Annotated in this window: 22 protein-coding genes; 15 read left to right on the forward strand and 7 right to left on the reverse strand. The window is 66.0% G+C overall.

Annotation, left to right across the window (positions count from 1 at the left end; genetic code table 11):
- Nucleotides 1-17 precede the first annotated feature (17 nt).
- The 12 genes from nrfD to AAGI91_03005 all read left to right on the forward strand — a co-directional run bounded on the left by nrfD (nt 18) and on the right by AAGI91_03005 (nt 11,884).
- Nucleotides 18-1,535 (forward strand): NrfD/PsrC family molybdoenzyme membrane anchor subunit, encoded by a 1,518-nt coding sequence (gene nrfD / locus AAGI91_02950; protein MEM1041564.1) that lies wholly within the window; start codon nt 18-20, stop codon nt 1,533-1,535.
- A 59-nt stretch (nt 1,536-1,594) separates the two neighbouring features.
- Entirely contained in the window at nt 1,595-2,257 is a 663-nt protein-coding gene (locus AAGI91_02955) for a DUF3341 domain-containing protein (GenBank protein MEM1041565.1), read from the forward strand.
- Nucleotides 2,258-2,297: 40 nt separating this feature from the next.
- Nucleotides 2,298-2,957 carry a cytochrome c gene (locus AAGI91_02960; protein MEM1041566.1) on the forward strand — a complete coding sequence of 220 codons (660 nt, stop codon included), beginning with the start codon at nt 2,298-2,300 and terminating at the stop codon, nt 2,955-2,957.
- 57 nt (nt 2,958-3,014) lie between these two features.
- A complete protein-coding gene (locus AAGI91_02965; protein ID MEM1041567.1) occupies nt 3,015-4,298 on the forward strand; it encodes a hypothetical protein in 1,284 nt (427 codons plus the stop codon).
- Nucleotides 4,299-4,392: 94 nt separating this feature from the next.
- Nucleotides 4,393-5,109 (forward strand): hypothetical protein, encoded by a 717-nt coding sequence (locus AAGI91_02970; GenBank protein ID MEM1041568.1) that lies wholly within the window; start codon nt 4,393-4,395, stop codon nt 5,107-5,109.
- 8 nt (nt 5,110-5,117) lie between these two features.
- Complete coding sequence (locus AAGI91_02975; protein ID MEM1041569.1) at nt 5,118-5,954, forward strand: SCO family protein; 837 nt, start codon at nt 5,118-5,120, stop codon at nt 5,952-5,954.
- Nucleotides 5,955-6,020: 66 nt separating this feature from the next.
- Nucleotides 6,021-7,061 carry a cytochrome c oxidase subunit II gene (gene coxB / locus AAGI91_02980; protein MEM1041570.1) on the forward strand — a complete coding sequence of 347 codons (1,041 nt, stop codon included), beginning with the start codon at nt 6,021-6,023 and terminating at the stop codon, nt 7,059-7,061.
- A 47-nt stretch (nt 7,062-7,108) separates the two neighbouring features.
- Complete coding sequence (gene ctaD, locus AAGI91_02985) at nt 7,109-8,965, forward strand: cytochrome c oxidase subunit I (GenBank protein ID MEM1041571.1); 1,857 nt, start codon at nt 7,109-7,111, stop codon at nt 8,963-8,965.
- Between the two features lie 47 nt (nt 8,966-9,012).
- On the forward strand, nt 9,013-9,939 hold the full coding sequence (locus AAGI91_02990) for a cytochrome c oxidase subunit 3 family protein (GenBank protein ID MEM1041572.1): 927 nt from the start codon (nt 9,013-9,015) through the stop codon (nt 9,937-9,939).
- Nucleotides 9,940-10,026: 87 nt separating this feature from the next.
- On the forward strand, nt 10,027-10,524 hold the full coding sequence (locus AAGI91_02995; protein MEM1041573.1) for a cytochrome C oxidase subunit IV family protein: 498 nt from the start codon (nt 10,027-10,029) through the stop codon (nt 10,522-10,524).
- Between the two features lie 6 nt (nt 10,525-10,530).
- The gene (locus AAGI91_03000; protein ID MEM1041574.1) at nt 10,531-10,845 is read left to right on the forward strand and encodes a hypothetical protein; all 315 of its coding nucleotides are present in this window, start codon (nt 10,531-10,533) and stop codon (nt 10,843-10,845) included.
- 82 nt (nt 10,846-10,927) lie between these two features.
- A complete protein-coding gene (locus AAGI91_03005; GenBank protein MEM1041575.1) occupies nt 10,928-11,884 on the forward strand; it encodes a methylenetetrahydrofolate reductase in 957 nt (318 codons plus the stop codon).
- Between the two features lie 112 nt (nt 11,885-11,996).
- On the opposite strand, the gene AAGI91_03010 is transcribed toward AAGI91_03005, so the two are convergent.
- The 4 genes from AAGI91_03010 to bshA form a co-directional block, all read right to left on the reverse strand.
- Nucleotides 11,997-12,248 (reverse strand): DUF5615 family PIN-like protein, encoded by a 252-nt coding sequence (locus AAGI91_03010; protein ID MEM1041576.1) that lies wholly within the window; start codon nt 12,246-12,248, stop codon nt 11,997-11,999.
- Nucleotides 12,249-12,395: 147 nt separating this feature from the next.
- A complete protein-coding gene (locus AAGI91_03015; GenBank protein MEM1041577.1) occupies nt 12,396-12,635 on the reverse strand; it encodes a DUF433 domain-containing protein in 240 nt (79 codons plus the stop codon).
- Between the two features lie 57 nt (nt 12,636-12,692).
- Complete coding sequence (locus AAGI91_03020) at nt 12,693-13,802, reverse strand: hypothetical protein (GenBank protein MEM1041578.1); 1,110 nt, start codon at nt 13,800-13,802, stop codon at nt 12,693-12,695.
- 30 nt (nt 13,803-13,832) lie between these two features.
- Nucleotides 13,833-15,011: an N-acetyl-alpha-D-glucosaminyl L-malate synthase BshA gene (bshA, locus tag AAGI91_03025; GenBank protein MEM1041579.1), complete on the reverse strand. Its 1,179-nt coding sequence runs from the start codon at nt 15,009-15,011 to the stop codon at nt 13,833-13,835.
- 135 nt (nt 15,012-15,146) lie between these two features.
- Here bshA and AAGI91_03030 point away from each other — a divergent pair, with 135 nt between their 5' ends.
- On the forward strand, nt 15,147-15,740 hold the full coding sequence (locus tag AAGI91_03030) for an outer membrane beta-barrel protein (GenBank protein MEM1041580.1): 594 nt from the start codon (nt 15,147-15,149) through the stop codon (nt 15,738-15,740).
- 83 nt (nt 15,741-15,823) lie between these two features.
- Nucleotides 15,824-16,987 carry a hypothetical protein gene (locus AAGI91_03035; GenBank protein MEM1041581.1) on the forward strand — a complete coding sequence of 388 codons (1,164 nt, stop codon included), beginning with the start codon at nt 15,824-15,826 and terminating at the stop codon, nt 16,985-16,987.
- A gap of 55 nt (nt 16,988-17,042) precedes the next feature.
- Here the strand turns inward: AAGI91_03035 and AAGI91_03040 are convergent, their stop codons facing one another.
- The 3 genes from AAGI91_03040 to AAGI91_03050 form a co-directional block, all read right to left on the reverse strand.
- Nucleotides 17,043-18,233, reverse strand: coding sequence for a peptide chain release factor 1 (locus tag AAGI91_03040; GenBank protein ID MEM1041582.1), 1,191 nt, complete (start codon nt 18,231-18,233; stop codon nt 17,043-17,045).
- Between the two features lie 337 nt (nt 18,234-18,570).
- Nucleotides 18,571-19,596, reverse strand: coding sequence for an endonuclease/exonuclease/phosphatase family protein (locus AAGI91_03045; GenBank protein MEM1041583.1), 1,026 nt, complete (start codon nt 19,594-19,596; stop codon nt 18,571-18,573).
- Nucleotides 19,597-19,706: 110 nt separating this feature from the next.
- The gene (locus AAGI91_03050) at nt 19,707-20,330 is read right to left on the reverse strand and encodes a hypothetical protein (protein MEM1041584.1); all 624 of its coding nucleotides are present in this window, start codon (nt 20,328-20,330) and stop codon (nt 19,707-19,709) included.
- 336 nt (nt 20,331-20,666) lie between these two features.
- Between AAGI91_03050 and AAGI91_03055 the strand changes: the two genes are divergently transcribed.
- The gene (locus tag AAGI91_03055; GenBank protein MEM1041585.1) at nt 20,667-21,848 is read left to right on the forward strand and encodes a 4-phosphoerythronate dehydrogenase; all 1,182 of its coding nucleotides are present in this window, start codon (nt 20,667-20,669) and stop codon (nt 21,846-21,848) included.
- The last annotated feature ends 46 nt before the right edge of the window (nt 21,849-21,894 follow it).

Raw genomic sequence — 21,894 nt, forward strand, 5'->3', positions numbered from 1 at the left:
CCCTTGCCCTCACCGCCGTGGCAACGACTACCTCACACGCCGACCCGAACGAGCATTTCCTCGAAGACGAGCGCCTCGTCCGCGGGAACCTCTCGTTCCACGACATCACCGAGCTGGTCGCGTACCACTCGGAGAAGAAGACGCCGCTCGGGTGGTACCTCGCCTTCGGCGCGGCGCTGACGGGCCTCGGCATCCTCGGGATCTCCGTCGCCTACCTGCTCTGGAACGGGACCGGCGTCTGGGGCAACAACGTCCCCGTCGGCTGGGGCTGGCCGATCGTCAACTTCGTGTTCTGGGTCGGCATCGGGCACGCCGGGACGCTGATCTCGGCGATCCTCTTCCTGTTCCGGCAGGGCTGGCGGACCTCGATCAACCGCGCGGCCGAGGCGATGACGCTCTTCGCCGTGGCCTCGGCGCTGCTCTTCCCGACGCTCCACGTTGGGCGCGTGTGGGCGGTCTACTGGATGCTGCCGCTCCCGAACCAGATGGCGATGTGGCCGCAGTTCAAGAGCCCGCTCCTGTGGGACGTCTTCGCCGTCTCGATCTACGGCACCGTCTCGCTCGTCTTCTGGTACGTCGGCCTGATCCCGGACCTCGCCACGATGCGCGACCGGGCGGTCAAGCAGGGCCGGCTGCTGCGGGCGCGGATCTTCGCCTTCTTCTCGCTCGGCTGGACGGGCTCCAACCGCCACTGGCGGCACTACGAGAAGGCGTACCTCCTCCTCGCCGGCCTCGCCACGCCGCTCGTGCTCTCGGTGCACTCGGTGGTCTCGTTCGACTTTGCGATCTCGATTGTCCCGGGGTGGCACACGACGATCTTCCCGCCCTACTTCGTCGCGGGGGCCGTCTTCTCGGGCTTCGCGATGGTGGTCACGCTGATGGTGGTCGCCCGGAAGGTCTACGGGCTGCAGAACCTCATCACGCTCGACCACCTCGAGAAGATGAACGTGATCATCCTGGTGACCGGCACGATCGTCGGCTTCGCCTACATCACGGAGTTCTTCATCGCGTGGTACTCCGGCGTGGTCTACGAGCAGTACATGTTCTTCAACGTCCGCGCCACCGGCCCCTACGCCTGGGCCTACTGGACGATGATGAGCTGCAACCTGCTCTTCCCCCAGCTCTTCTGGGTCAAGCGCTTCCGCCGCTCCATCCCGATCATGTTCGCGATCTCGATCACGACCAACATCGGGATGTGGTTCGAGCGCTTCGTGATCACCGTCACCTCCCTCCACCGCGACTACCTGCCGTCGAGCTGGGACTACTTCAGCCCGACGATCTGGGACGTGCTGCTCTACATCGGCTCCTTCGGGCTGTTCTTCACGCTCTTCCTGCTCTTCCTCCGCTTCATCCCGATGGTGGCGATCTCGGAGGTCAAGAACGTCACCCCGCAGGCCGATCCCCACTTCTACCACAGCCACGGCGACGGGCACGGCCAGGGCGACGGCGACGGCCGCGTCGAAGAGGTCCCGGCCGCCGTCCCGAACGTCGCCTACCGCACCGCCTCCTCCGAAAAAGACGACGACAAGGCCTGACCGGGTAGGGGCGTACCGCCCTACGCCCCTGCGGTTGCCGCCGCGCATCCTAAGAGACCATGGCGCTGATTCCCGCTCCGATCCAGAACCTGCTCACCTCCCGGGCCGACAAAAACGTCGGCCTGCTGGCGGAGTTTTCGAACCCTGGCGAGCTCGTCGAGGCCGTTGAGGCCGTCCGGCGCGAGGGCTACACGCGCATCGACACGTTCAGCCCGTTCCCGATCCACGGCATGGACGACGCGATGGGGCTGAAGCCGTCGCTGCTCGGCTACCTCGCCATCGGCGGCGGGATCACGGGCTGCTCGCTCGCTCTCCTGATGCAGTGGTGGATGAGCGAGGTCGACTACCCGCTCAACATCAGCGGCAAGCCGTTCTTCTCGATCGAGGCGAGCGTGCCGGTCGCGTTCGAGCTGACGATCCTGCTCTCGGCGCTCGGCGCGGTCGGCGGGATGTTCGCGCTCAACGGCCTGCCGAAGCCGTACAACCCGCTGTTCTACTCCCGGCGCTTCGCGCGCGCCTCCGACGACGGCTTCTTTCTGCACGTCGCCGAGGCCGACCAGAGCTACGACCAGACCGCCACCGCTGCGATGCTGCGCGCGAACGGAGCCCTCGCCATCGATTACATCAGCCACGACGGAGCCTACGACGTGGACGACGACGGCTCGCTCGTGCAGACCGCCGCCGCGCCCGTGCCCCCGCCCCGCCCCGCGCCCGCTCACTGACTGTACGGGCGCAGCATGCTGCGCCCCTACGCCCGCTGACATGATGCGATCTCCGACCCTGCTTGCCGCCGTGCTCGTCCTGGCCGTCGCCCTCGCGGGCTGCCGGGGCATGCACTCGGACAAGCCGCCGATCCACCCGAACCTCAACATGGACTTCCAGGAGTACTTCGAGCCCCAGGAAGCCAACCCGTTCTTCGCCGACAACTCGGCGATGCGGCAGCCGGTCCCGGGCACCGTCAAGCGCACCGGCCTGCGGACGACCGAGAACGCACCCTACTACGCCGGGCGCACCGCCGACGGCGCGCTCGTCGAGACGATCCCGATGGAGGTGTCGGAGGAGGTGCTGCTGCGCGGGCAGGAGCGCTACAACATCTACTGCTCCGTCTGCCACGGCGAGGCGGGCGACGGGCAGGGCATCATCATGACCGGCAACGGCGGCCAGGGCTACGGCTACACGCCCGCCCCGAGCTACCACACCGACGCCAGCCGCGCCTACCCCGACGGCTACTTCTACGACGCCATCGCCAACGGCATCCGCTCGATGCCGAGCTACGCGCACCAGGTCTCGGTCCCGGACCGTTGGGCCATTGTCGCCTACATCCGCGCCCTCCAGCGCTCGCAGAACGCCGCCGCCGAGGACGTCCCGGAGCCGATCCGCGCCCAGCTCGAGACCTACAACCCGAACGTCAACCTGGACTGACGTCAGACTTGGTACGGGCACAGCATGCTGCGCCCCTACGGTTGCCCTCTTACCGACATGGCAAACCCGCTCACCCGCCTCCTCGACCCGGTGGACGCCGACCGCGACCGCGTCGTGCGGCGCTACCAGTTCACGGCCGACAACCGGGCGTGGATGATACCGCTCGCCGTCGGCGTCGTCGGCCTGACGGTCGGGGCGATCGGGTTCTTCGGCGACCACTACTCGTTCTGGTACTCGTACCTCACCGCCTGGGTCTTCTGCCTCTCGATCTCGATCGGTGCCCTCTTCTTCGTGATGATCCAGCACGTTCCGCGCTCCAAGTGGGTGACGGCCGTGCGGCGCTTCCCGGAGATGCTGATGACCAACTTCTGGCTCCTTGCACTCCTCGGCATCCCGATGTTCCTCTTCGGGATGTACGACCTCTACCACTGGACGCACAAGGAACTGTACGAGATACTGCCGGACGGGACGCCGGGCCCGGACTACGACGCCATCGTCGCGGGCAAGCGGGCCTACCTCAACACGCCGTTTTTCTACGTGCGGATGGTGGCCTACTTCGCCGTCTGGATCACGATCTCGACCAAGCTCTACCGCATCTCGGTCCATCAGGACACGGTGCCGCGCCGCGACGTGGGCAAGGACCTCCGCCGCGTGAGCGCCTGGGGTATCCCCCTCGCCGCCGTCGCCACGGCCTTCGCCGGGTTCGACCTCATCATGAGCCTCGACCCGCACTGGTTCTCGACGATGTTCGGCATCTACTTCTTCGCCGGCGGTTTCCTCGCCTCGATTGCGACGGTGACGTTCCTCGCGCTTGCCTACCGCAGCGCCGGCATGCTCCGCCACGAGGTCAACGAGGAGCACTACCACGACCTCGGCAAGTACCTCTTCGCCTTCACTGTGTTCTGGACGTACATCGCCTTCAGCCAGTACATGCTGATCTGGTACGGCAACCTCCCCGAAGAGACTGTCTGGTTCCAGCACCGGATCACCCACGGCTGGGAGCACGTCACGACAGCGCTGATCTGGGGCCACTTCATCCTGCCGTTCTTCATCCTCATCCCGCGCTTCGCCAAGCGCGTCGCGCCGATCCTTGCCATCATGTGCGTCTGGACGCTCGTGATGCACTACATCGACCTCTGGTGGCAGATCCGGCCGAGCCTCTACGTGGCGACGCACAAGGAGATCTACCAGGACGCGGCGTTCGTGTGGACGGATTTTGCCCTGTGGTTTGGGATGGTGGGGCTGTTCTTCGGGGCGACGCTCTGGCGGGCCTCGCGGCACAGCATCACGCCCTACAACGACCCGTACTACGCGAAGTCGCTCCGCTTCCAAAACATCTAGAACGGCGCGGAAACGCACCCCTGGGGGCTTTCATTCCGGTTTCACTCTTTCCTGAAAACTAGACCGCCTCTGTAGCGTCCAACCCTCCGTTATTATGGCTGACCGCAGAGACGATATTCCAGAAAGTGAGCGCCCCGCTGTGGTGCCGGACCCGCACCGCAACGAGCCGGACCCCACGCGCGATGAACACACGCGCGACGCCCCGGATGCCGGCATCGTGCGCCCGGACCAGCAGGAAGAACTAGGCCCACTTGAGGGGCTCGTCCACGCGGGCGCTGTGCAGGCCGCCGAGGTGCTCGGCAGTGAGGAAGCAGAGGCCGAGGCCGAGCGTCTTGGGATCGAGGCCGAGGGCTTCGAGTCGGCGCAGATCTTTTCGATCATGCTGGCCACAGCCGTCACGCTCGGACTCGCAGTCGTCGGCGTGGTCGGCCTCGTCTGGTTCGTGGCCGACGGCGAGACGCGCGACCGCGACGCGGTGGTGCTCTACCCCGAACTCCAAAACACACGCACTCTTGCGGCGGCGAAGCTCGGCGAGTACGGCCGGCAGGAAGAGGTCTACCAGATGCCCATCGAGAGCGCGATGGAGAGCGTTGCGGACGAGTACTTCGCAGAGCAGCAGAACGAGGCGCGGCGTCCCCCGGAGAACTTCAGCACTCTCTACCTCGACGCCAACGCAGAGGACTGGCTGAGCGGCACGGCGCGGATCAACGAGGTGATAGACAACAACGGAGCCGTGCCTGTACGCGAGACGGATGCGGAGGAAACGGTACCGGGAGACGGACTGGAGACCGACGAACCGGAGGATAACTGAACATGACGATGCTGCGCACCCTTATCTCCTGCTTCGCTGCGACGGTTCTCACCGTCGCTTCCGGGCCGGTCGTAGCGCAGCCTGCCGGTGACCTCCCGGACGAGTTCCAGGGAGCCGGCATCGAGGAGCGTCTTGGGGAGATGGTCTCGCTGGACCTGCCGTTCGTCGCGTCCGACGGCACGCCGGTCACGCTGGGCGACTACGTGGACGGCGAGCGACCGGTCGTGGTCGCGTTCGTCTACCACAATTGCCCGATGCTGTGCAGCCTCATCCTCGACGGAATGACGGAGGCTCTCCGAGAGAGCAGCGTCGACTTGGGCGAGGACTACGAAGCGCTCGCCATCTCCTTCGACGAGGCCGACACGCCGGAACGTGCTGCTGCCGTGCGCGAGCGCTATGCCGCTCTCGCAGGCGAAGGCGCAGCCGACGGGCTCCACTTCCTCGTCGGCGAGCCGCCGAGCATCGAGCAGGTCACGAGCCAACTCGGCTTCGGGTTCAAGTGGAACGAGCGCCAGAAGGAGTTCGCCCACAGCGCGGGCCTCTTCTTTCTCAGCCCGGAGGGTCGCCTGACGCGCGTCCTCTACGGCATCGAGTTTCCGCCCTCCGACTTTCGCTCCGCCGTGCTCGAAGCCGGCGAGGGGCGCGTCGGGTCGCCGGTCGAGCAACTGCTACTCTACTGCTTCGTCTACGACCCCGATGCGGGGTCCTACGTGCTCCACGCCCAGAACGCGATGAAGGTCGGCGGCGTGCTGACGATTATCGTTCTGGGTAGCTTCCTCTTCTTCTTCTGGAGGCGCGAAAGCAGGAAGCGCCCCGTTTTTGAAGAGACGGCGACCGGCCCTTGACACCGCCGCCGTTTAGCTTAACCTTGCTGTCCGGGCTCCGTGCCCGCACGATCTGAAGCGAACGATATGGAAAGAGAAGGCACATTCTGGCTGCCCCCCCAGTCCTCGACGACGGCGCACGAGGTCGACGCGCTGTTCTACTTCATCCTCGTTATGAGCGTCATCATCCAGGTGGGGGTGACCTACTACCTGGTGAAGTTCGCCTGGAAGTACCGCCGGCGCTCCCACGCGGACCGGCCCGTCGATGTGCACCCGAGCAAGTGGCTCGAAATTTCGTGGGTGGTCGTCCCGACGCTGCTCGTCTTCGTCGTCTTCTTCTGGGGCTTCAAGGCGTTCGTGAGCGCGGGCATCGCGCCCGACAACGCGTACCAGATCCACGTCGTCGGCAAGAAGTGGCTGTGGGAGTTCGAGTACCCCGATGGCACGACGAGTGTCGGCGACCTCTACGTCCCCGTCGGCGAGCCGATTGAGCTCATCATGACCTCGACCGACGTGCTGCATTCGTTCTACGTCCCCGAGTTCCGCGTCAAGCACGACGCCATCCCGAACCGCTACACGACCATCTGGTTCGAGGTGAAGGAGGAGGGCGAGTACCAGGTGCTCTGCACCGAGTACTGCGGCACGGCGCACTCCGAGATGTACGCCAAAGTCCACGCCGTGGACCGGGGCACCTTCAACGACTGGCTGCGCACCGGCGGCGGCAACGACAACCTCCCGCTCAACCAACTCGGCGAGCTGCTCTACACGAAGCAGGCGTGCAACAACTGCCACTCCGTCGATGGCTCCTCGGGGATCGGGCCGAGCTGGCAAGGCTTGTGGCAGGCCGCGCGTCCCGGCTCCGACGAAGGCGTCGCAGACGCAAACTACATCCGCACGTCCATCGTTAACCCGAACGCGTACATTGTTGAAGGGTACCAGGGTGCGATGCCGGCCTACCCGAACCTGACCGACCGCGAGTTGAACGGCCTGGTCGCCTACATCCGCGACATCAACGGTGCCTGGACAGCCGCCGACAGCGCAGCCGCTAACGACAGCACCGTCGTTCCGGCCGACACCCTCGACGTGCCGACACCCGACGGCGACGCTGAACTGGCACCTGCCGATTAGACCGTAGGGGCGGGTTTGAAACCCGCCCCTACCAACCACATCTCATCATGAGCACGACCACTGCCGCAGCCCCGGTTCGGACGCAGAGTGCCCCGGCTCCGAAGCATCCGCCGGGGCACGAGCCGGTCCACAACTACCTCCTGGAGCCCGGTCCCAGCCCGGACGTGCGCGGCCTCGCCCGCGTCTGGCCGACCGTCAAGGCGTGGGTTACGACCGTGGACCACAAGCGGATCGGGGTGATGTACCTCTTCGCGGTCTCGTTCTTCTTCGCCGTCGCCGGGATCGCGGCGCTGCTCGTGCGCGCCGAGTTGATGAACCCCGGGTCGGATTTCCTGACGGCGGACGAGTACAACCGGATGTTCACGCTCCACGGCGTGATGATGGTCTTCCTGTTCATCGTCCCGAGCATCCCCGGCTCGCTCGGCAACTTCGTCCTGCCGATCATGCTCGGTGTGAAGGACGTGGCGTTCCCGAAGCTCAACCTGGCGAGCTTCTACGTCTTCATCGCCGGCGCGAGCATCGCGGTCTACGCGATCCTCTCCGGCGGGATCGACACGGGCTGGACGTTCTACACGCCCTACTCCGACGAGACCAACACAGCAGTTCTCCCCATGACGATGGCGGTCTTCGTCGCGGGCTTCGCCAGTATCCTGACCGGGATAAACTTCATCGTCACGATCCACAAGATGCGTGCGCCCGGGCTGACCTGGAACCGGCTCCCGCTCTTCATCTGGGCGCTCTACGCGGTCTCGATCGTCCAGGTCCTCGCCACGCCGGTCGTCGGCATCACGATGATCCTCCTGGCGATGGAGCGGCTGCTCAACATCGGCATCTTCGACCCGGCGCTCGGCGGGGACCCGGTGCTCTTCCAGCACTTCTTCTGGTTCTACAGCCACCCGGCGGTCTACATCATGATCCTCCCCGCCTTCGGGGTGATCTCGGAGCTGATGGGGACGTTCAGCCGGCAGAAGGTCTTCGGCTACCGCGCGATTGCGCTCTCGTCGGTGGCGATTGCGATGCTCGGCTTCCTCGTGTGGGGCCACCACATGTTCGTCTCCGGCCAGAGCCCGCTCTCGTCGATCGTCTTCAGCCTCATCACCTTCCTGATCGGCGTGCCCTCCGGCATCAAGGTGCTCAACTGGGTCTGGACGATGTACCGGGGCTCGGTGTGGCTGACGACCCCAATGCTCTACGCGCTCTCGTTCCTCTTCCTGTTCACGATTGGCGGTCTGACCGGCATCATGGTCGGCACGCTCGCCGTGGACGTGCACCTGCACGACACCTACTTCGTCGTCGCCCACTTCCACTACGTGATGATGGGCGGTACGGTGATGGCCATGATCGGCGGGCTGTTCTACTGGTGGCCGAAGATGTTCGGGCGCATGATGAGCGAGACGTGGGGCCGGATTTCGGCGGGCGTCGTGTTCTTCGGGTTCAACATGACGTTCTTCACGCAGTTCATTCTGGGCAGCCAGGGGATGCCGCGCCGCTACTTCACCTACCTCCCCGAGTACCACGACCTCCACCAAGTCTCGACGATTGGCTCGTGGTTCCTCGGGCTGGGCCTGCTCCTCGTGCTCGGCAACATGATCTGGTCGCTCTTCAAGGGCAAGCCCGCGCCGGGCAACCCCTGGGGCGCGGCGACGCTGGAGTGGACCCACGCCACGAGCCCGCCGGACCACCACAACTTCCACCGCACGCCGCTCGTGACGCACGGGCCCTACGACTACGGCGTCCTGTTCTCAGGCGACGGCTACAGCGGGGACGGCGCAGGTGGCGACGGCTCGGGTGGCGACGGCTCGCGCGGCCCGGCCCCGATCCCGAACCCCGAACTCGGCGCTCCGCAGGAAATGGAGAAGTCCATAGACCTCGGCCTGGCGCAGCCAAAGCCGTCACGCGACTAACCCGGTACGGGGGACCGGCTGGTCGCCCCGACGCCAACATCTGACCTATGGCCGTCCGCCCGACCACGATCACCGTTGATGACCCACACGCGGGGCACGCGGGCGGTCACCACGGAGACGGTGCGGGGCGTCCACCGCACCTCAAGCACTACTTCGTCTCGTCCGAGCAGCAGTTCGACGCGGCGAAGCTCGGGATGTGGCTCTTCCTCGTGACGGAGATCCTGCTCTTCGGTGGGATGTTCGTCGCCTACGGCATCTACCGCTCGATGTACCCCGAGCTGTTCTCCGAGGCGAGTACCCAGCTCGACACCGTGATGGGGGCGCTCAACACGATCGTCCTCCTCGGCTCGTCGCTGACGGTCGCGTGGTCGATCCGGGCGATCCAGATGAACAACAAGAAGCTCTGCTTCTGGCTGCTCGTGACGACGATCGTGCTGGCCGGGATGTTCATGGTGGTCAAGTATTTCGAGTACACCCACAAGTTCGAACTCGGCATCCTCCCCGGCCAGAACATGGTCTACGCCGAGGGGACGACGTTCACGCTCCCCGGTCTCGGGGACGGCAACATTGCGTCCGGCGTCGGGAACGCGGACGGTGCGGACCCAGGCGGCGCTGAGGCGAACAACGCGGGGGCCCACGCCGCCGAGGGGACGAGCCTGCACGACCTCGCCGAGGCGGGGGTCTCGACGCGCGCCGACCTCCACGCCGAGGGGGCCGAGCACGGCTACGTGCCGGGCGAGCACGGCCTCACCAACCAGCGCGCCGGGCTGTTCTTCTCGATCTACTACGTGATGACCGGCATCCACGGCCTCCACGTCTTGATCGGCATGGTCGCCATCGGGATACTCGCGGTCAAGACGTGGCGCGGCAAGTACTCCGACGCGTGGTACACCCCGGTCGAGAACGTCGGGCTGTACTGGCACGTCGTGGACGTAATCTGGATTTTCCTCTTCCCGCTGATGTATCTGATTTAGCCGCCGGCTTCTGGCTGCCGGCTTTCGGCTCTCCGGGTGAGGGAGTCACAAGCCGACAGCCGGCAGCCGATAGCCGACAGCTTCCCCATGGCCGAGAACGTCCACAACACCTCCGCCCACGACCCCGCCGACCACGGGCATCACGGCCACCACATCCTCTCGGCGAAGCTCCTGCTGACGGTCTTCTTTTCCCTCGTCGGGCTGACCATCTTCACCGTCGGCCTCGGGTTGCTGGAGCAGAACGAGATCGTCCACCTGGGCGCGTTCAGCGTGCCCGTCGCGCTCGCCATCGCCGGCGTGAAGGCCACGCTCGTGGCGATGTTCTTCATGGCGCTCAAGTACGACAACAAGGTCAACCTGCTCGCCTTCTCGCTGAGCATCGTCTTCCTCGTCGTCTTCTTCGTCTTTACGTTCCTCGACACGGGTTTCCGGGGCTCGTTCGACGATTTCTCCGCCACGCCGATTGACCAGACGCAGCTAGAAGAACTTCGACTCCAGGAACGAAACGACGCTATATTGCCGGACTTCGAGGCTCAGCCGCTGCTCCTCCAGGGAGACACGGCGCTTATCGACCCCACGCCCTGATCCGCCATGTACCTCGCCGCCCTGATCGCCGGATTTGTTGTTCTTGCTATTCCAGTCATTGTCCTGATGGCGATATGGTCCGCGGTAACGCTCTGCCGCGTGCTCTTCCCCGAGCGGCCGCTGCCCCTGATGCGGGACGAAGCCAAAGAGCGGCGCGAAGCGATCGCGCGCGGCGAGTCAGTCAAGGTCGGGTTCCGCGAGATCCACGAGGACATGCGCGAGCACACCCGCGAACTCGCCTGCCCCTACCACCACGCGTGCGGCTGCTCCGACGGCTTCCCTGAGTTCTGGCTCGAAGACCTCGACCGGCGGCGCAACTGAGGGACGCTTCGGGCTCCTGGTTGCTGGCGCGTGGTTTGAAGACGGGTAGCCGAAAGCCAACAGTCGAAAGCTGACAGCCAGTATGAAAGTCACCGAGCACTTCGAGCGGGCGTCCGAGCCGCTCATCTCGTACGAGATCATCCCGCCCAGGCGCGGCGGATCCCTCCAGGGCGTCTTCGACATCGTCGAGCAGGTGCTGCCCTTCGAGCCGCCGTTCATCGACGTGACCGGGCACTCAGCCGAGGTCTACTACGAGGAGATGGCCGACGGCACGATCCGCCGCCACGTCAAGCGCAAGCGGCCCGGCACGCTCGGCCTGTGCGCCGCGATCCAGTACCGCTTCGGGATCGACACGGTGCCGCACCTGCTCTGCCAGGGCTTCGCGCGTGAGGAGACCGAAGACGCGCTGATCGAGCTCAACTACCTCGGCGTGCAGAACGTGATGGCGCTCCGCGGCGACGACAAGGGCGTGCCAAAGAAGAAGGTCGCGCACCGCTCGGTCAACGAGACCGCCCAAGACCTCGTCGCCCAAGTCGGGGCGATGAACCGAGGCCAGTTCCTGGACGACCTCATCGACGGGACGCCGGCCGACTTCTGCATCGGTGTGGCGGGCTACCCCGAGAAGCACTTCGAGTCGCCCAACCCGACGTGGGACGTGCTCAACCTCAAGCGCAAGGTCGACGCCGGGGCCGACTACGTCGTTACCCAGATGTTCTTCGACAACCGGCACTACTTCGACTTCGTCGAGCGCTGCCGCGCGGTCGGGATCACCGTGCCGATCGTGCCGGGGCTGAAGCTGCTGACGAGCAAGCGCCACCTGCACTCGCTCCCACGGACCTTCCACATCGAGATCCCCGAAGCGCTCGCCGCCGAGGTCGAGGCTGCAGACGACGCCCGCGTGGCGGAGGTCGGCATCGAGTGGGCCGTCCAGCAGAGCGAGGAACTGATGAGCGAGGGCGTCCCGTCGGTGCACTTCTACGTGATGCAGACGGCCAAGCACGTCATCCGCGTCGCCGAGGCCCTGCGGAAGATGGCGTGAGCCTCACGCTGGCAGTGGGCGTTGGCGGACTCGGTCCCTTCTCACAGTAGTGTATCGACCGGCAAGAACGAGGTCGGGGTTGGTGAGCAGATGCAGCAGCAGGTCGGCTACGTCAGTTGCAGACCGCTTGTGCGTAGCGAAAGTAAACAACGCCGCGCGGAGGCGGCTGCCGATTTACGAAGAGCAGCACGCCGAAGTCGCTGTCGAAAGTGAGAAGGATACGGTCTTCTGTTCGTGCTTGTGCCAGCACTTCGACGTCGCGAGCACTCGAAGTGGCCTCGGCAACGGACGCTACATCGTGTCCGGCATCACGAAGCAGTCGGATACTGGGAAAAGGGATGTGCTCGTCTGCGAGAAGGCGCATAGCTCTAGAGTTTTACCGCCGAAGGGAAAGCACAGGAAGCGCAGCCGGCGCTTCTGGCTTGGAGTAGTCCTTTGGCAGAGCATCTAGAGCTCTGAGCGTTGGGGTGGAGCTTGGCCCGCGAGGAGCAGGCGGGAGGACAGGAGAAAATTACGGTGCGCTTCGACGAAGAGCGAACACCTTTTCCGCTTCAGAAGTCTCGGCAGCGAAGGCGAAGACTGCTCTCAGGTCATCTGACTTGAGGTGAGGATAGCTGCTCAATATATCATCTTGCGTCCAGCCTGCTGCGAACAGTTCGAGCAGGAAGGCCACGCCAAGCCGCGTGCCTTTCACCCGGGGCTTGCCGCCGATCACGTCAGGGTCCGAGACGATGTAGTCGCGCCAGTTCATGCCTGATGATACGCTCAACGATCCCGCCGGTGCCAAAGGCCGGGTCAAGCGCGTGGGCTACCGCATCGGGTCCTCGGTAGGGGCCGGGTTGGTGAGGAGGCCGGCCGAGGCGGGCTCGGTGCGCTGGAGGAGGCGGTCGAGCGAGGCGGCGACGAGTTCGCCCATTGTGTCGCAGGCGGCGAAGGTGCGGTCGGCGTAGTGCTCGGCGAGCTGCTGGCCGAGGCGCTGGACGTGGTCGGCCGGGGCGATGAGGTCCTCGCGCATCACGCCCATCAGGGCGCTGTAGCGTCCTCGGCTGACGCGCAGCCGCCCCGCGATCAGCGCCCGCTCCTCGCGCTGGTACTGGTCCACCGTGGTCGGCGTCATGAACGCCATGCCGAGCGCGATGATGGCGTTGTTCTGCGGGAAGAACTGCGGAAAGTAGACCTGCTTGCGCCAGTGGTGGCTCTGCTGGTCGAAGTCGAGCGGGCGCATCCGGTACTGCATCTTCTCGAAGTCCGGCGTGATGTCGACCACGAAGTTGCCCGAGTGCATGTCCCCGAGCAGCCGGACGAAGCACAGCTCGTTGAATTTCACGAACTCCTTCGCCAGCCGGACCTGGTCAAACCGGTTCTCGGGCAGGTACTCCCGCATGAACTGGTCCCCCGGTACGCCGATGATGTGCTCCTCGATCAGCGACTGCCCGGAGATGAAGTAGTTGATCCGGTTGGGCGAGAGGATGTGCTCGAGTTCCAGCCCGTAGACCCGGTTGGCGTCGGCGCGCTTGACGTAGAAGTAGTCGAAGTTCTCGTTGAGCCGGTTGACGATGCGGACGCGGAAGGGGAGCGTGTTACCGTAGTGGCAGAGGTCGATCCGGTCGATGTAGAGGTGCTCGACGGTCGAGAGGTCGCCGTCGGACTTGAGGAGGGCGTAGGTCAGGCGGAGGTGGTCGTGGATCTCCTGCATCTCCGCCGAGCCGTAAAAGACGGTGCTCCAGAGCGTGTCGTTACCCTGCTCGTCGTAGAGCGTGACGGCGTTGTCGTAGCGGAGGAGGTTCGAGTAGCGGACGCCCGCGTCGTGGAGGCGGTTGTAGCGCGCGAGGTACTCGGCGAGGAAGTCGCTGACGGGGTACGTCGGCTTCTTCTTCGAGATGAGGTTGCGCACCCGGGCGTCGGAGTCGCTGTTCACGGGTCCGTGGGCTGGCGTGTGCGAAGGCGGCTACGCGCAGTCGCCGACTGGGTCGGCGTGCTCCGCGCGGTCGATCATCTGCTGGTAGAACCCCTCGTACTGCGGCACGATGCGGTTGATGTCGAAGTGCTCGACGGCGCGGCGGCGGGCGGCCTCGGCCATGCGGGCGTGGAGCGCCTCGTCGGTGAGGATGCGGCGCGTGGCGTCGGTGAGGCAGTCGACGTCGGCGAGCGGGCAGAGGAAGCCGGTCTCGCCGTCGAGGTTGAGTTCGGGGATCCCGCCGATGTCGGTCGAGACGACGGGGACGCCGCACGCCATCGCCTCGAGCGCGGCGAGGCCGAACGTCTCCGAGCCGGACGGCATCAGGAACACGTCGGCCACCGAGAGAATCTCCTCGATGGGCTCCTGTTTCCCGAGGAAGCGGACCTCGCCGTAGACCCCGAGTTCGCGGGCGAGCACCTCCGTCGCCGGCCGGTCCGGCCCGTCGCCGACGAGGAGGAGCTTGACGCCGGGACCGTTTCCGTTCAGGCCGCCCTCGTGGAGCCGGTGGAAGACGTGGACCACGTCGCTGGCGCGCTTGACCTCGCGGAAGTTGGAGACGTGGATCAGCAGCTTCTCGCCGTTCGGGGCGATGGCGCGTTTGAAGTGGCCCTTCTGCTGCCGCGTGAACCGGTCCGTGTCGACGAAGTTGGGGATCACCTCCACGTCGCGCTCCACGTCGAAGTGGCTGTGCGTCTCGTGGCGAAGGTAGTCGGAGACCGCCGTGACCCCGTCCGAGGCGTTGATGGCGTGCGTGACGACGGGCGTGAACGAGGCGTCCTGCCCGACGAGCGTGATGTCCGTCCCGTGGAGCGTCGTGACGACGGGGACGCGGATGCCTTCGCAGGCGAGGATCTGCCGGGCGAGGACGGCGCTCGTGGCGTGGGGGATGGCGTAGTGGACGTGGAGGAGGTCCAACTGCTCGTGCTTCACCACGTCGATCATCTTGCTGGTGAGCGCAAGCGAGTAGGGGGGGTACTCGAAGAGCGGATAGGTGTTGACCCGGACCTCGTGGAAGTAGATGCGCTCGGTGAAGTGGGCGAGCCGCTGCGGCGGGGCGTAGGCGATGAAGTGGATCTCGTGCCCGCGCCGCGCGAGCGCTTTGCCGAGTTCGGTGGCCACGACGCCGGAGCCGCCGTAGGTCGGGTAACAGGTGATGCCGATGCGCATGAACGCCGGGGTCGGTGAAGCGGTAGAGGTCGGGAAACTCCGAGGGGGGCGGATAAGTTGCGGACCGGCGCGGCGCGCCCCCGGCTCGAACGGCGCGGTCTCGTATCTTTCTTTTTTCCGCCTATCCCCACGCCCATGCGCCCTCTCCGCTTCGCCCTCTTCGCCGCGTTTTTCGCGGCGGCCCCGCTCGCCCACGCCCAACTCATCCCCAGCTTCGGCGTCACTGGCGGGCTCAACTTCGGCTCGCTCTCCGACGCCGGCACGGCCGACCTCGACCAGTCCACCGGCTACCACGTCGGCATCTTCGGCGACTTCGGGTTCGGTCCGCTTGCGGCTCGGGCGTCGGTGCTGTTCGTGCGTGCGGGCGACATCGAACTCGTGCCCACCTTCCAGGACTCGGATGCCGGCGTGTCGTACATCGCAGTGCCCATCGATCTTCAGTACCGCTTCCCGTCACCGCTGCTGAAGCCGTACGCGCTCGTCGGCCCGGAATTCCGCTTCGCCACGGGCGACCTCGCCGACCTGGACGGCAGCCGCAGCACGTCGGTGGCCGTCAACGTCGGCGTCGGCGCGCAACTCGCGGCGCTCATCGGGCCGAAGGTCTTCGCGGAGCTCCGCTACGCCTTCGACGTGAGTGGCTTCCTGGAGGAGCGGGAGGCGTTTGGTATTACCGTGGATGACACTTTCAGGGTCAACGTGTTCTTCCTCCGCGTCGGCATCGGGCTGTAGGGTCACGAACGTTTCGCTTGAAACGAGCGGTCCGGTGGGTGTACCATCGGGCCGCTCGTGTATGATCCAACCCTGTGAACGTCATGCTCTCTCGTCTCTCTATTTTACTCTTTACCCTCAGCCTCGCTACGTTCGGGAGTCTGTCTGCCTCGGCGCAGGGCGACACGCGGACGGACCCCGAGCCGGAACGCTTCTTCATCCTGATCCAGGGGTACCGGGCAGGCGCTCTTAGCGGCTCCGGCTTGTCCTCCTCGTTCGGCGTGCAGGTCGCGGACATCGGCAGCGCCAACCCGGCTGCGCTCGGCGCGTTCGGAGAAGCCGTTGCCGGACTCTCCTACCGGGTAGAGACGGCTATCGGCGAAGGGTACCTAGCCGGTATCGGATACGGACCGAGGAACAGTGTGCGCCCGCAGAGCGCGTCCGTGGCGGTGCCAGTGGGTGCGTTCACGCTTGGGCTGAGCTACGCCCAGCGCTACGCCGCCGAGATGCAGTTCGAACCAATTCCGACCCCGCCTGAGATCGATCCCACGCTTGAGTTCGAGGCTAGCTTCGCGTCCCGGCTCGAAACGATCTCGCCGCAGGCTGCCTACCGCACGACGTTGAAGGGCGGGGGCGTGCTTGCGATCGGGCTTCGTCTCGGGATCGGCTACGCCTCGTTCGAGCGAACGGTGGACAACCTCAGTGCGGCGTTCTCGGGATGGGGAACGCAGCTTGCGGGGGGACTGACGTTTCGCACGGAAAAGGTTGGGTGGGCCGTGTACGGCGAGAGTGCGTTGCGAGTCGAGGGCGAATACGACCAAGTGATTGCCTCCCCGCCCGGAGATGACAGCCCGGACCGAGTCCAGAGCCTTCCCACGGCCGACGCGCTTCCTCCTCGCATTGGCGTTAGCGCCGAGGTGGCAGCACGTCAGACCCTCGATCTAGGCATAGACGCCGCGTGGTCGTTCTGGACAGAGGCGTGGGATGAGTCTGGCCAGGACAGCGGCGAGGTTGCCGCCTGGGGTAGACTCCACCTTGCCAACGACCGGACGGTTTCCTTTGGCGTGCTCTGGCAGGACCGCAACCGGTGGGGCGAAGTGTTCAACGAGGTCTTCGACTACAGCGGACGGGCGATCTACCTGACGCTCGGTGGTGCGCTCACCCTCGACCGCTTTCGCCTCAACGCCGTCGTTGCCGACAGCCGGCTCCTCTCCGGCGCCGAGCAGCGGCAGACCGTCGTCAAGCTTGGCGCGAGCGTCCAGCTCTAAGCGAACGTAGGGGCGGCCGGTCGGTCGCCCCTACAGGTTTGCGCGGTGGTGCTCTCTAGAACCGCAGCAGGGCAGCGGCGGGGCCGAGGTCCTGCATCCGGGCGCGGGCAGCCTCGCTGCGGACGAGTTCGAGCGAGGCCCCCTGTTCCAGCGCCCGCTCCAGCATTAGCTCGAACAGGTCGCTCTGCGGGAAGACCTCGTTACCCGTCGCCTCCAGCGTGCCTTCCGTCTGCGAGGTCAGCATCCCTGTTTCGCGGTCGATGCCGCCGGGGATCTGCTGCTCGTCGTCGAGGAGAAGGGTCATCACGCGCTGCTGGTTGAGCATGTCGAGCGTGTCTTCGATCCCGGCAACCGCCTTCGTGGTGAGGAGCGCTTGGACCTGCTCCAGCGTCTCTAGCTCCTCCTTCTCCTCGACCTCGCGCTGGATCGGCTCGGCTTTCTCGGCGATCTCGGCGGTCGAGGCGTTGATCTCGCACTGGAAGCTGGCCGCGATCCGGTCGCGGGTGTGCTGCTCGAGCGCGTCGAGGAATGGGGCCTCCATGTCGGCGGGGCTGCTGTAGACCAGGTGCCGCACGTCGAGCTTGTTGGCGAGCAGTTGGAGTGCGTGCGCCGCACGTTTGGCCTGCTCCTTCCGGTACTCGGCCTGCTTGTCCTGCCGCTGGTCTTTGGTCTGGAAGTCCGTGGTCAGGATCTCGCGCCCCTCTAGCTCGAAGACCTCTTCGACGAGGCCGATCTGGCTGAAGAAGAACCGCATCTGCTTCTGGCTGAGGACGGCGATCCCGAAGCGGTCGTGCTCGTCGCGGACGCGGACGAGGGGGCGGACGTAGGGCCGGCGGTCCACGTAGGCCGTGCTCGGGATGTCGATGGCGAGACCGAACTGGCGGAACAGCCCGAGGGCCTCGCAGGCGTAGAAGGCGAGCCCGCGGCCGGTCCGAGGAATGCCCCGGCGGAGCGCCTCTTCTATGTGGCTCAGTTCGTTCTGCACGGTGGCGCGGTCGTACTGCCCGTCCGCATGTTCGAGTGCCCGGCGGGCGATGTCTTTGAACGCGATCTGCCACCCGTCGCCGATGCGCATCTCGGGCGTCAGGCTCATGAACAGGGAGAGCACCGGCGCGCTGGCACTCTCGATGGCGGCGAGGTCCGTGAGGTGGTTGGCGTCGAGGTAGTGGAAGCCGGGGGCCGTCGTGCGCTCTTCGAGTTCGGCGATCAGGGCGTCGCGGAGGTCTGGGGTGAGTGCGTTGCTCATGCTTCTGCGTCGGTGTCGTTGATAGGATCAGTCGACGGGGTTGTCTTCGGCGACGGCGCTGGGGTCCGCCGGGCCGGTGCGCTGGCAGAGGTAAGCGCGCGTATCGGGCGGGGCGAGAGGTGTGTGCCCAGTGGAAGGCAGCGCGAACCGGCGGAGGTGCGGTGCCAGAGGCCGGCGTCACGCCGTGGATGGCCCGGGTGAAGAGAGGGTGCAGAGAGGGGTCTGCTGCGCGGGGTGACTCTCTTCTAATGACGCCGAGCCGAGATGGGTCCCGATACCGGAAGACAGAGGACGGAAAGCGACGGAGCGCGTGAGCGGTCGCCCGCCGTCTTCTGGATCATCGTCCTCCGGGGACGCCGAGGGTCGCCACGACGGGGAAGTGGTCCGAGACGGTGCGCGGGTCGTGGAGGTGCACGAAGTCCACGGCCCGGAGCGTCCGGTAAAGCTGCGGCGAGAGCAGGAGGTGGTCGAGCGAGGACAGCTCGCCCGCGTCGATCTCTTCGTTGCGGTTGCGGTCGTAGTAGGCCGTGTAGCGCTCGGCCTGGGGCACGTCGGCGGCGACGTTGCGGAGGTCGTCCTCCGGCCCTGGCCCGGCGCGCTGGACGGTGGCGAGCACGTCGGTGATCGGGACGCTTCCGGCGCGGTCGGGGACCCCGGCGTCGAAGTCGTTGAAGTCGCCGAGCACGACGACGGCGCGGCCGGCGGCGACCTCCTGCTCGGCGAGGCGGCGGATCACCTCGGCCTGCGCCTCGCGCCGGGGCTTGCGCTCGATGTCGTCGGGCCGCGAGAGGAAGTGGACCCCGATCAGTGTCGTCGGGATGCCGCCGAGGTCGAGGCGTGCCCACATGTTTTTGCTGACGCCGTAGTCCTGCCGCGTCGTGCCAACCGGTGCCCGCTCGTTCGTCCGCCCGACCTCGTCCACCGGGATGCGCGAGAGTAGCCCCACGTCCTGTCCGGTGAAGCTGTCGCGCCCGTCGACGAGGTAGGCGGTGTAACCCATGTCGGCGAGCGTCTCGGTCGCCAGCATCTCCAGCGTGCCCAGGTTCTCGACCTCCTGGAACATGACTACGTCGGCGTTGATTGCGCGGACGACGCGGGCCACGGAGTCGCGGTGAGCGCGGGCGAGGACGGGGTCGTCCTTCCACGCGAACGAGGCTTGGCCCTCGCCCTCGAGGCCGTCGAAGAGAAACTCCGCGTTGAACGTGGCTAGGCGGATCCCGTCGGTCTGCGGGGCTGTTCCCTGCTGCCCGGTCACGGCTGGACCGCTCGGCTGCGCGGCACGGCGGAGGCAGCCGCTGGCGAGCACCACGGTCAGGGAGACGACGAACAGGACGAGAATGAATCCGAGGAGGCGGCGGGACATCGGGCTCTGGATTGGGTGAGGTCGCAAGATAGCTCGCCCGCCGGAGCCCAAAACAGCGAAGGGCGCACCGCAGACCGGTACGCCCTTCGAAACGGGAGGCGCGGTTGGAGCTACGAGATGCTCGAATAGAACCGGAACCGCTTGGGGTCGATCTCGCGGTCGAGCGCGACGGGCCGCCGGCCGTCAGCCCAGACCGGTTTCAGGCGGCCCTGCATCGAGCGCTCGCTGTAGAAGTGGCGCGTCGTCTTGGCAAAGGGCCGCTCGTAGGCCGGGGCGTGGAGCACGTCGTGGGCGATGAAGAGCGCCGTCTGCCAGCCCTTTGCCTTCGATTCGAAGTCGAGCCCGGAGTAGTATAGACGCTTCGGGCTGTTGCCGTTGAAGGCGCTGAACTGCCACGGATCGAGGATGGCGTCGCGGTACGATCCCTGGCCTCGGTAACCAGTCTCGACCCGGTTGCGGACGACCCAGGCGACGAGTTCCTGCTCGTCGGGGCGCTTGGTCTCGGAGTAGATGCAGCGGGCGAGCCACAGCACGTCGTCCTTGATGTCTTCGCTTGCGAACGCCGTGCTCTTGACGGAGACGTCCTGGGTGAGCGGGGCCGTATCAACTGCCGGCATCGTCTCGGCCAGGGTGTCCCGGTCTACGGTGTTGAAAACGAGAGAGAGGACGAGGAGCAGTACCGAGAGAACGACACCGGCTGCACCGAGCACTCGCTTGCTAGCGAAAAGCTTCATAGGGCAGAGTGAGTGAGTTTCTGTGGGTTGAAAGGCCCGGCGCGGTCACCGAGCGTCCTGCGCTTCGAGAACTGCTAGAGCCAATTTCCTGCCACGCTGGACGGACAGAACGAAGGCTCGGTAGAGACACGCAAGCCCTGCTTCCTGTGGGCCATGCGTTGCCAAACACCAAAGTAGGTCACCGGTTCTGTGGTTCTGTGTGGAAACAGTTTAGACTGCTAGAAATTGCGCTGCGTCTTCGTTTTTTGGGTCCTATGGGGGTGTTTTGCCCCGTTGCGCTGCCACGCAGGTTCCATTATAAGAGTACATTCGTACCGCCCTGGCTAGCTCGACCTGATGGCTCCTTCTCCCCTTCGCATCGTCGCGGACGCAAACGTTCCGCACGCGCTGAACGCGTTTCAGTCCTTCGGGTCCGTGGCGCTGCAAGCCGGTCAGAGCATCCGCTCTGACGAGGTAGCGGACGCCGAGGTGTTGGTGGTGCGAAGCGTGACGAACGTGGACCAGGACTTACTGCAAAACAGCCCGGTTCGCTTCGTCGGGAGCGCCACGATTGGGACAGACCACGTCGACCAGGCGTACCTGAGCCGGCAGGGGATCGCCTTCGCGCACGCGCCGGGCTCAAACGCACAGTCCGTCGTCGAGTACGTGCTGGCGGCGCTGCTGGCGGTGCATGCCACCCGGGGCCGGAGCATAGCTGGAGAAACGGTCAGTGTGATCGGGTGCGGTCATATTGGCAGGCCGCTGGCGGGGCGGCTGCCGAGTCTTGGCGCGCGCGTGCTTCGCTGTGACCCGCCGCTCGCCGAAGCCGACGAGGCAGCCGGACGGGCACACGGCTACGTCTCGCTCGACACCGTGCTGGCCGAGGCCGACGTGGTGACGCTGCACACGCCGCTGACGAGAACGGGCCCCCACGCCACCCACCATCTCATCGGAGCCGACGAGTTGGCTGCGATGAAACCCGACGCCCTCCTCGTCAACGCATCGCGCGGGGCGGTCGTGGACAACGCCGCGCTGCGCGATGCGCTCGGGGCCGGGCAGATCGGCGGGGCGGTCCTCGACGTGTGGGAGCACGAGCCGACGCCCGACCCAGACTTGCTCCGCCTCGCCGACATCGCCACACCGCACATCGCCGGGTACTCCTTCGACGGCAAGGTGCGCGGCACGGCGATGCTCCACGACGCGCTCGCCGCCTGGCTCGGCGTGCCGCCGGCGTGGGACGCCGAATCGGTGCTGGCCGAGGACCTGCCGCCGCTGAACCCGCCGGACACGAGCCTGAGCGAGGTCGCCTGGCTCGGCGCGCTCGTCCGCCAGGCCTACGACCTCCGCGCCGACAACGTCCGAATGCGCCGCCTCCTCGAACGCCCCGCCGCCGAGCGCGGGGCCGCGTTCCACCGTCTCCGCAGGACTTACCCGCGCCGCCGCGCCTGGGAGCGCCACCGCATCGCCGAAGCTGACGTGCCCACTGCGTTTCGCACGGCTGTCGCCGACGGACTTGGCTTTGAGATCAGCGACGAATGACGAACGACGAACGGGTGGCCGGCTCGTCGTTCGGCACTCGTACTTC

It is taken from the genome of Bacteroidota bacterium, from assembly GCA_038746285.1.
Classification (GTDB): domain Bacteria; phylum Bacteroidota; class Rhodothermia; order Rhodothermales; family JANQRZ01; genus JANQRZ01.

What these genes read in the sequence shown, in the direction of transcription:
- AAGI91_03000 (MEM1041574.1), top strand. Translation starts at nt 10,531, where the DNA reads ATGTACCTCGCCGCCCTGATCGCCGGATTTGTTGTTCTTGCTATTCCA.
- AAGI91_02955 (MEM1041565.1), top strand. Translation starts at nt 1,595, where the DNA reads ATGGCGCTGATTCCCGCTCCGATCCAGAACCTGCTCACCTCCCGGGCC.
- AAGI91_03005 (MEM1041575.1), top strand. Translation starts at nt 10,928, where the DNA reads ATGAAAGTCACCGAGCACTTCGAGCGGGCGTCCGAGCCGCTCATCTCG.
- AAGI91_02975 (MEM1041569.1), top strand. Translation starts at nt 5,118, where the DNA reads ATGCTGCGCACCCTTATCTCCTGCTTCGCTGCGACGGTTCTCACCGTC.
- AAGI91_03015 (MEM1041577.1), bottom strand. Translation starts at nt 12,635, where the DNA reads ATGAACTGGCGCGACTACATCGTCTCGGACCCTGACGTGATCGGCGGC.
- ctaD (MEM1041571.1), top strand. Translation starts at nt 7,109, where the DNA reads ATGAGCACGACCACTGCCGCAGCCCCGGTTCGGACGCAGAGTGCCCCG.
- AAGI91_03010 (MEM1041576.1), bottom strand. Translation starts at nt 12,248, where the DNA reads ATGCGCCTTCTCGCAGACGAGCACATCCCTTTTCCCAGTATCCGACTG.
- AAGI91_03035 (MEM1041581.1), top strand. Translation starts at nt 15,824, where the DNA reads ATGCTCTCTCGTCTCTCTATTTTACTCTTTACCCTCAGCCTCGCTACG.
- AAGI91_02995 (MEM1041573.1), top strand. Translation starts at nt 10,027, where the DNA reads ATGGCCGAGAACGTCCACAACACCTCCGCCCACGACCCCGCCGACCAC.
- AAGI91_02970 (MEM1041568.1), top strand. Translation starts at nt 4,393, where the DNA reads ATGGCTGACCGCAGAGACGATATTCCAGAAAGTGAGCGCCCCGCTGTG.
- AAGI91_03040 (MEM1041582.1), bottom strand. Translation starts at nt 18,233, where the DNA reads ATGAGCAACGCACTCACCCCAGACCTCCGCGACGCCCTGATCGCCGAA.
- AAGI91_03055 (MEM1041585.1), top strand. Translation starts at nt 20,667, where the DNA reads ATGGCTCCTTCTCCCCTTCGCATCGTCGCGGACGCAAACGTTCCGCAC.
- AAGI91_03050 (MEM1041584.1), bottom strand. Translation starts at nt 20,330, where the DNA reads ATGAAGCTTTTCGCTAGCAAGCGAGTGCTCGGTGCAGCCGGTGTCGTT.
- AAGI91_02965 (MEM1041567.1), top strand. Translation starts at nt 3,015, where the DNA reads ATGGCAAACCCGCTCACCCGCCTCCTCGACCCGGTGGACGCCGACCGC.
- AAGI91_03030 (MEM1041580.1), top strand. Translation starts at nt 15,147, where the DNA reads ATGCGCCCTCTCCGCTTCGCCCTCTTCGCCGCGTTTTTCGCGGCGGCC.
- AAGI91_03045 (MEM1041583.1), bottom strand. Translation starts at nt 19,596, where the DNA reads ATGTCCCGCCGCCTCCTCGGATTCATTCTCGTCCTGTTCGTCGTCTCC.
- coxB (MEM1041570.1), top strand. Translation starts at nt 6,021, where the DNA reads ATGGAAAGAGAAGGCACATTCTGGCTGCCCCCCCAGTCCTCGACGACG.
- bshA (MEM1041579.1), bottom strand. Translation starts at nt 15,011, where the DNA reads ATGCGCATCGGCATCACCTGTTACCCGACCTACGGCGGCTCCGGCGTC.
- AAGI91_02960 (MEM1041566.1), top strand. Translation starts at nt 2,298, where the DNA reads ATGATGCGATCTCCGACCCTGCTTGCCGCCGTGCTCGTCCTGGCCGTC.
- AAGI91_02990 (MEM1041572.1), top strand. Translation starts at nt 9,013, where the DNA reads ATGGCCGTCCGCCCGACCACGATCACCGTTGATGACCCACACGCGGGG.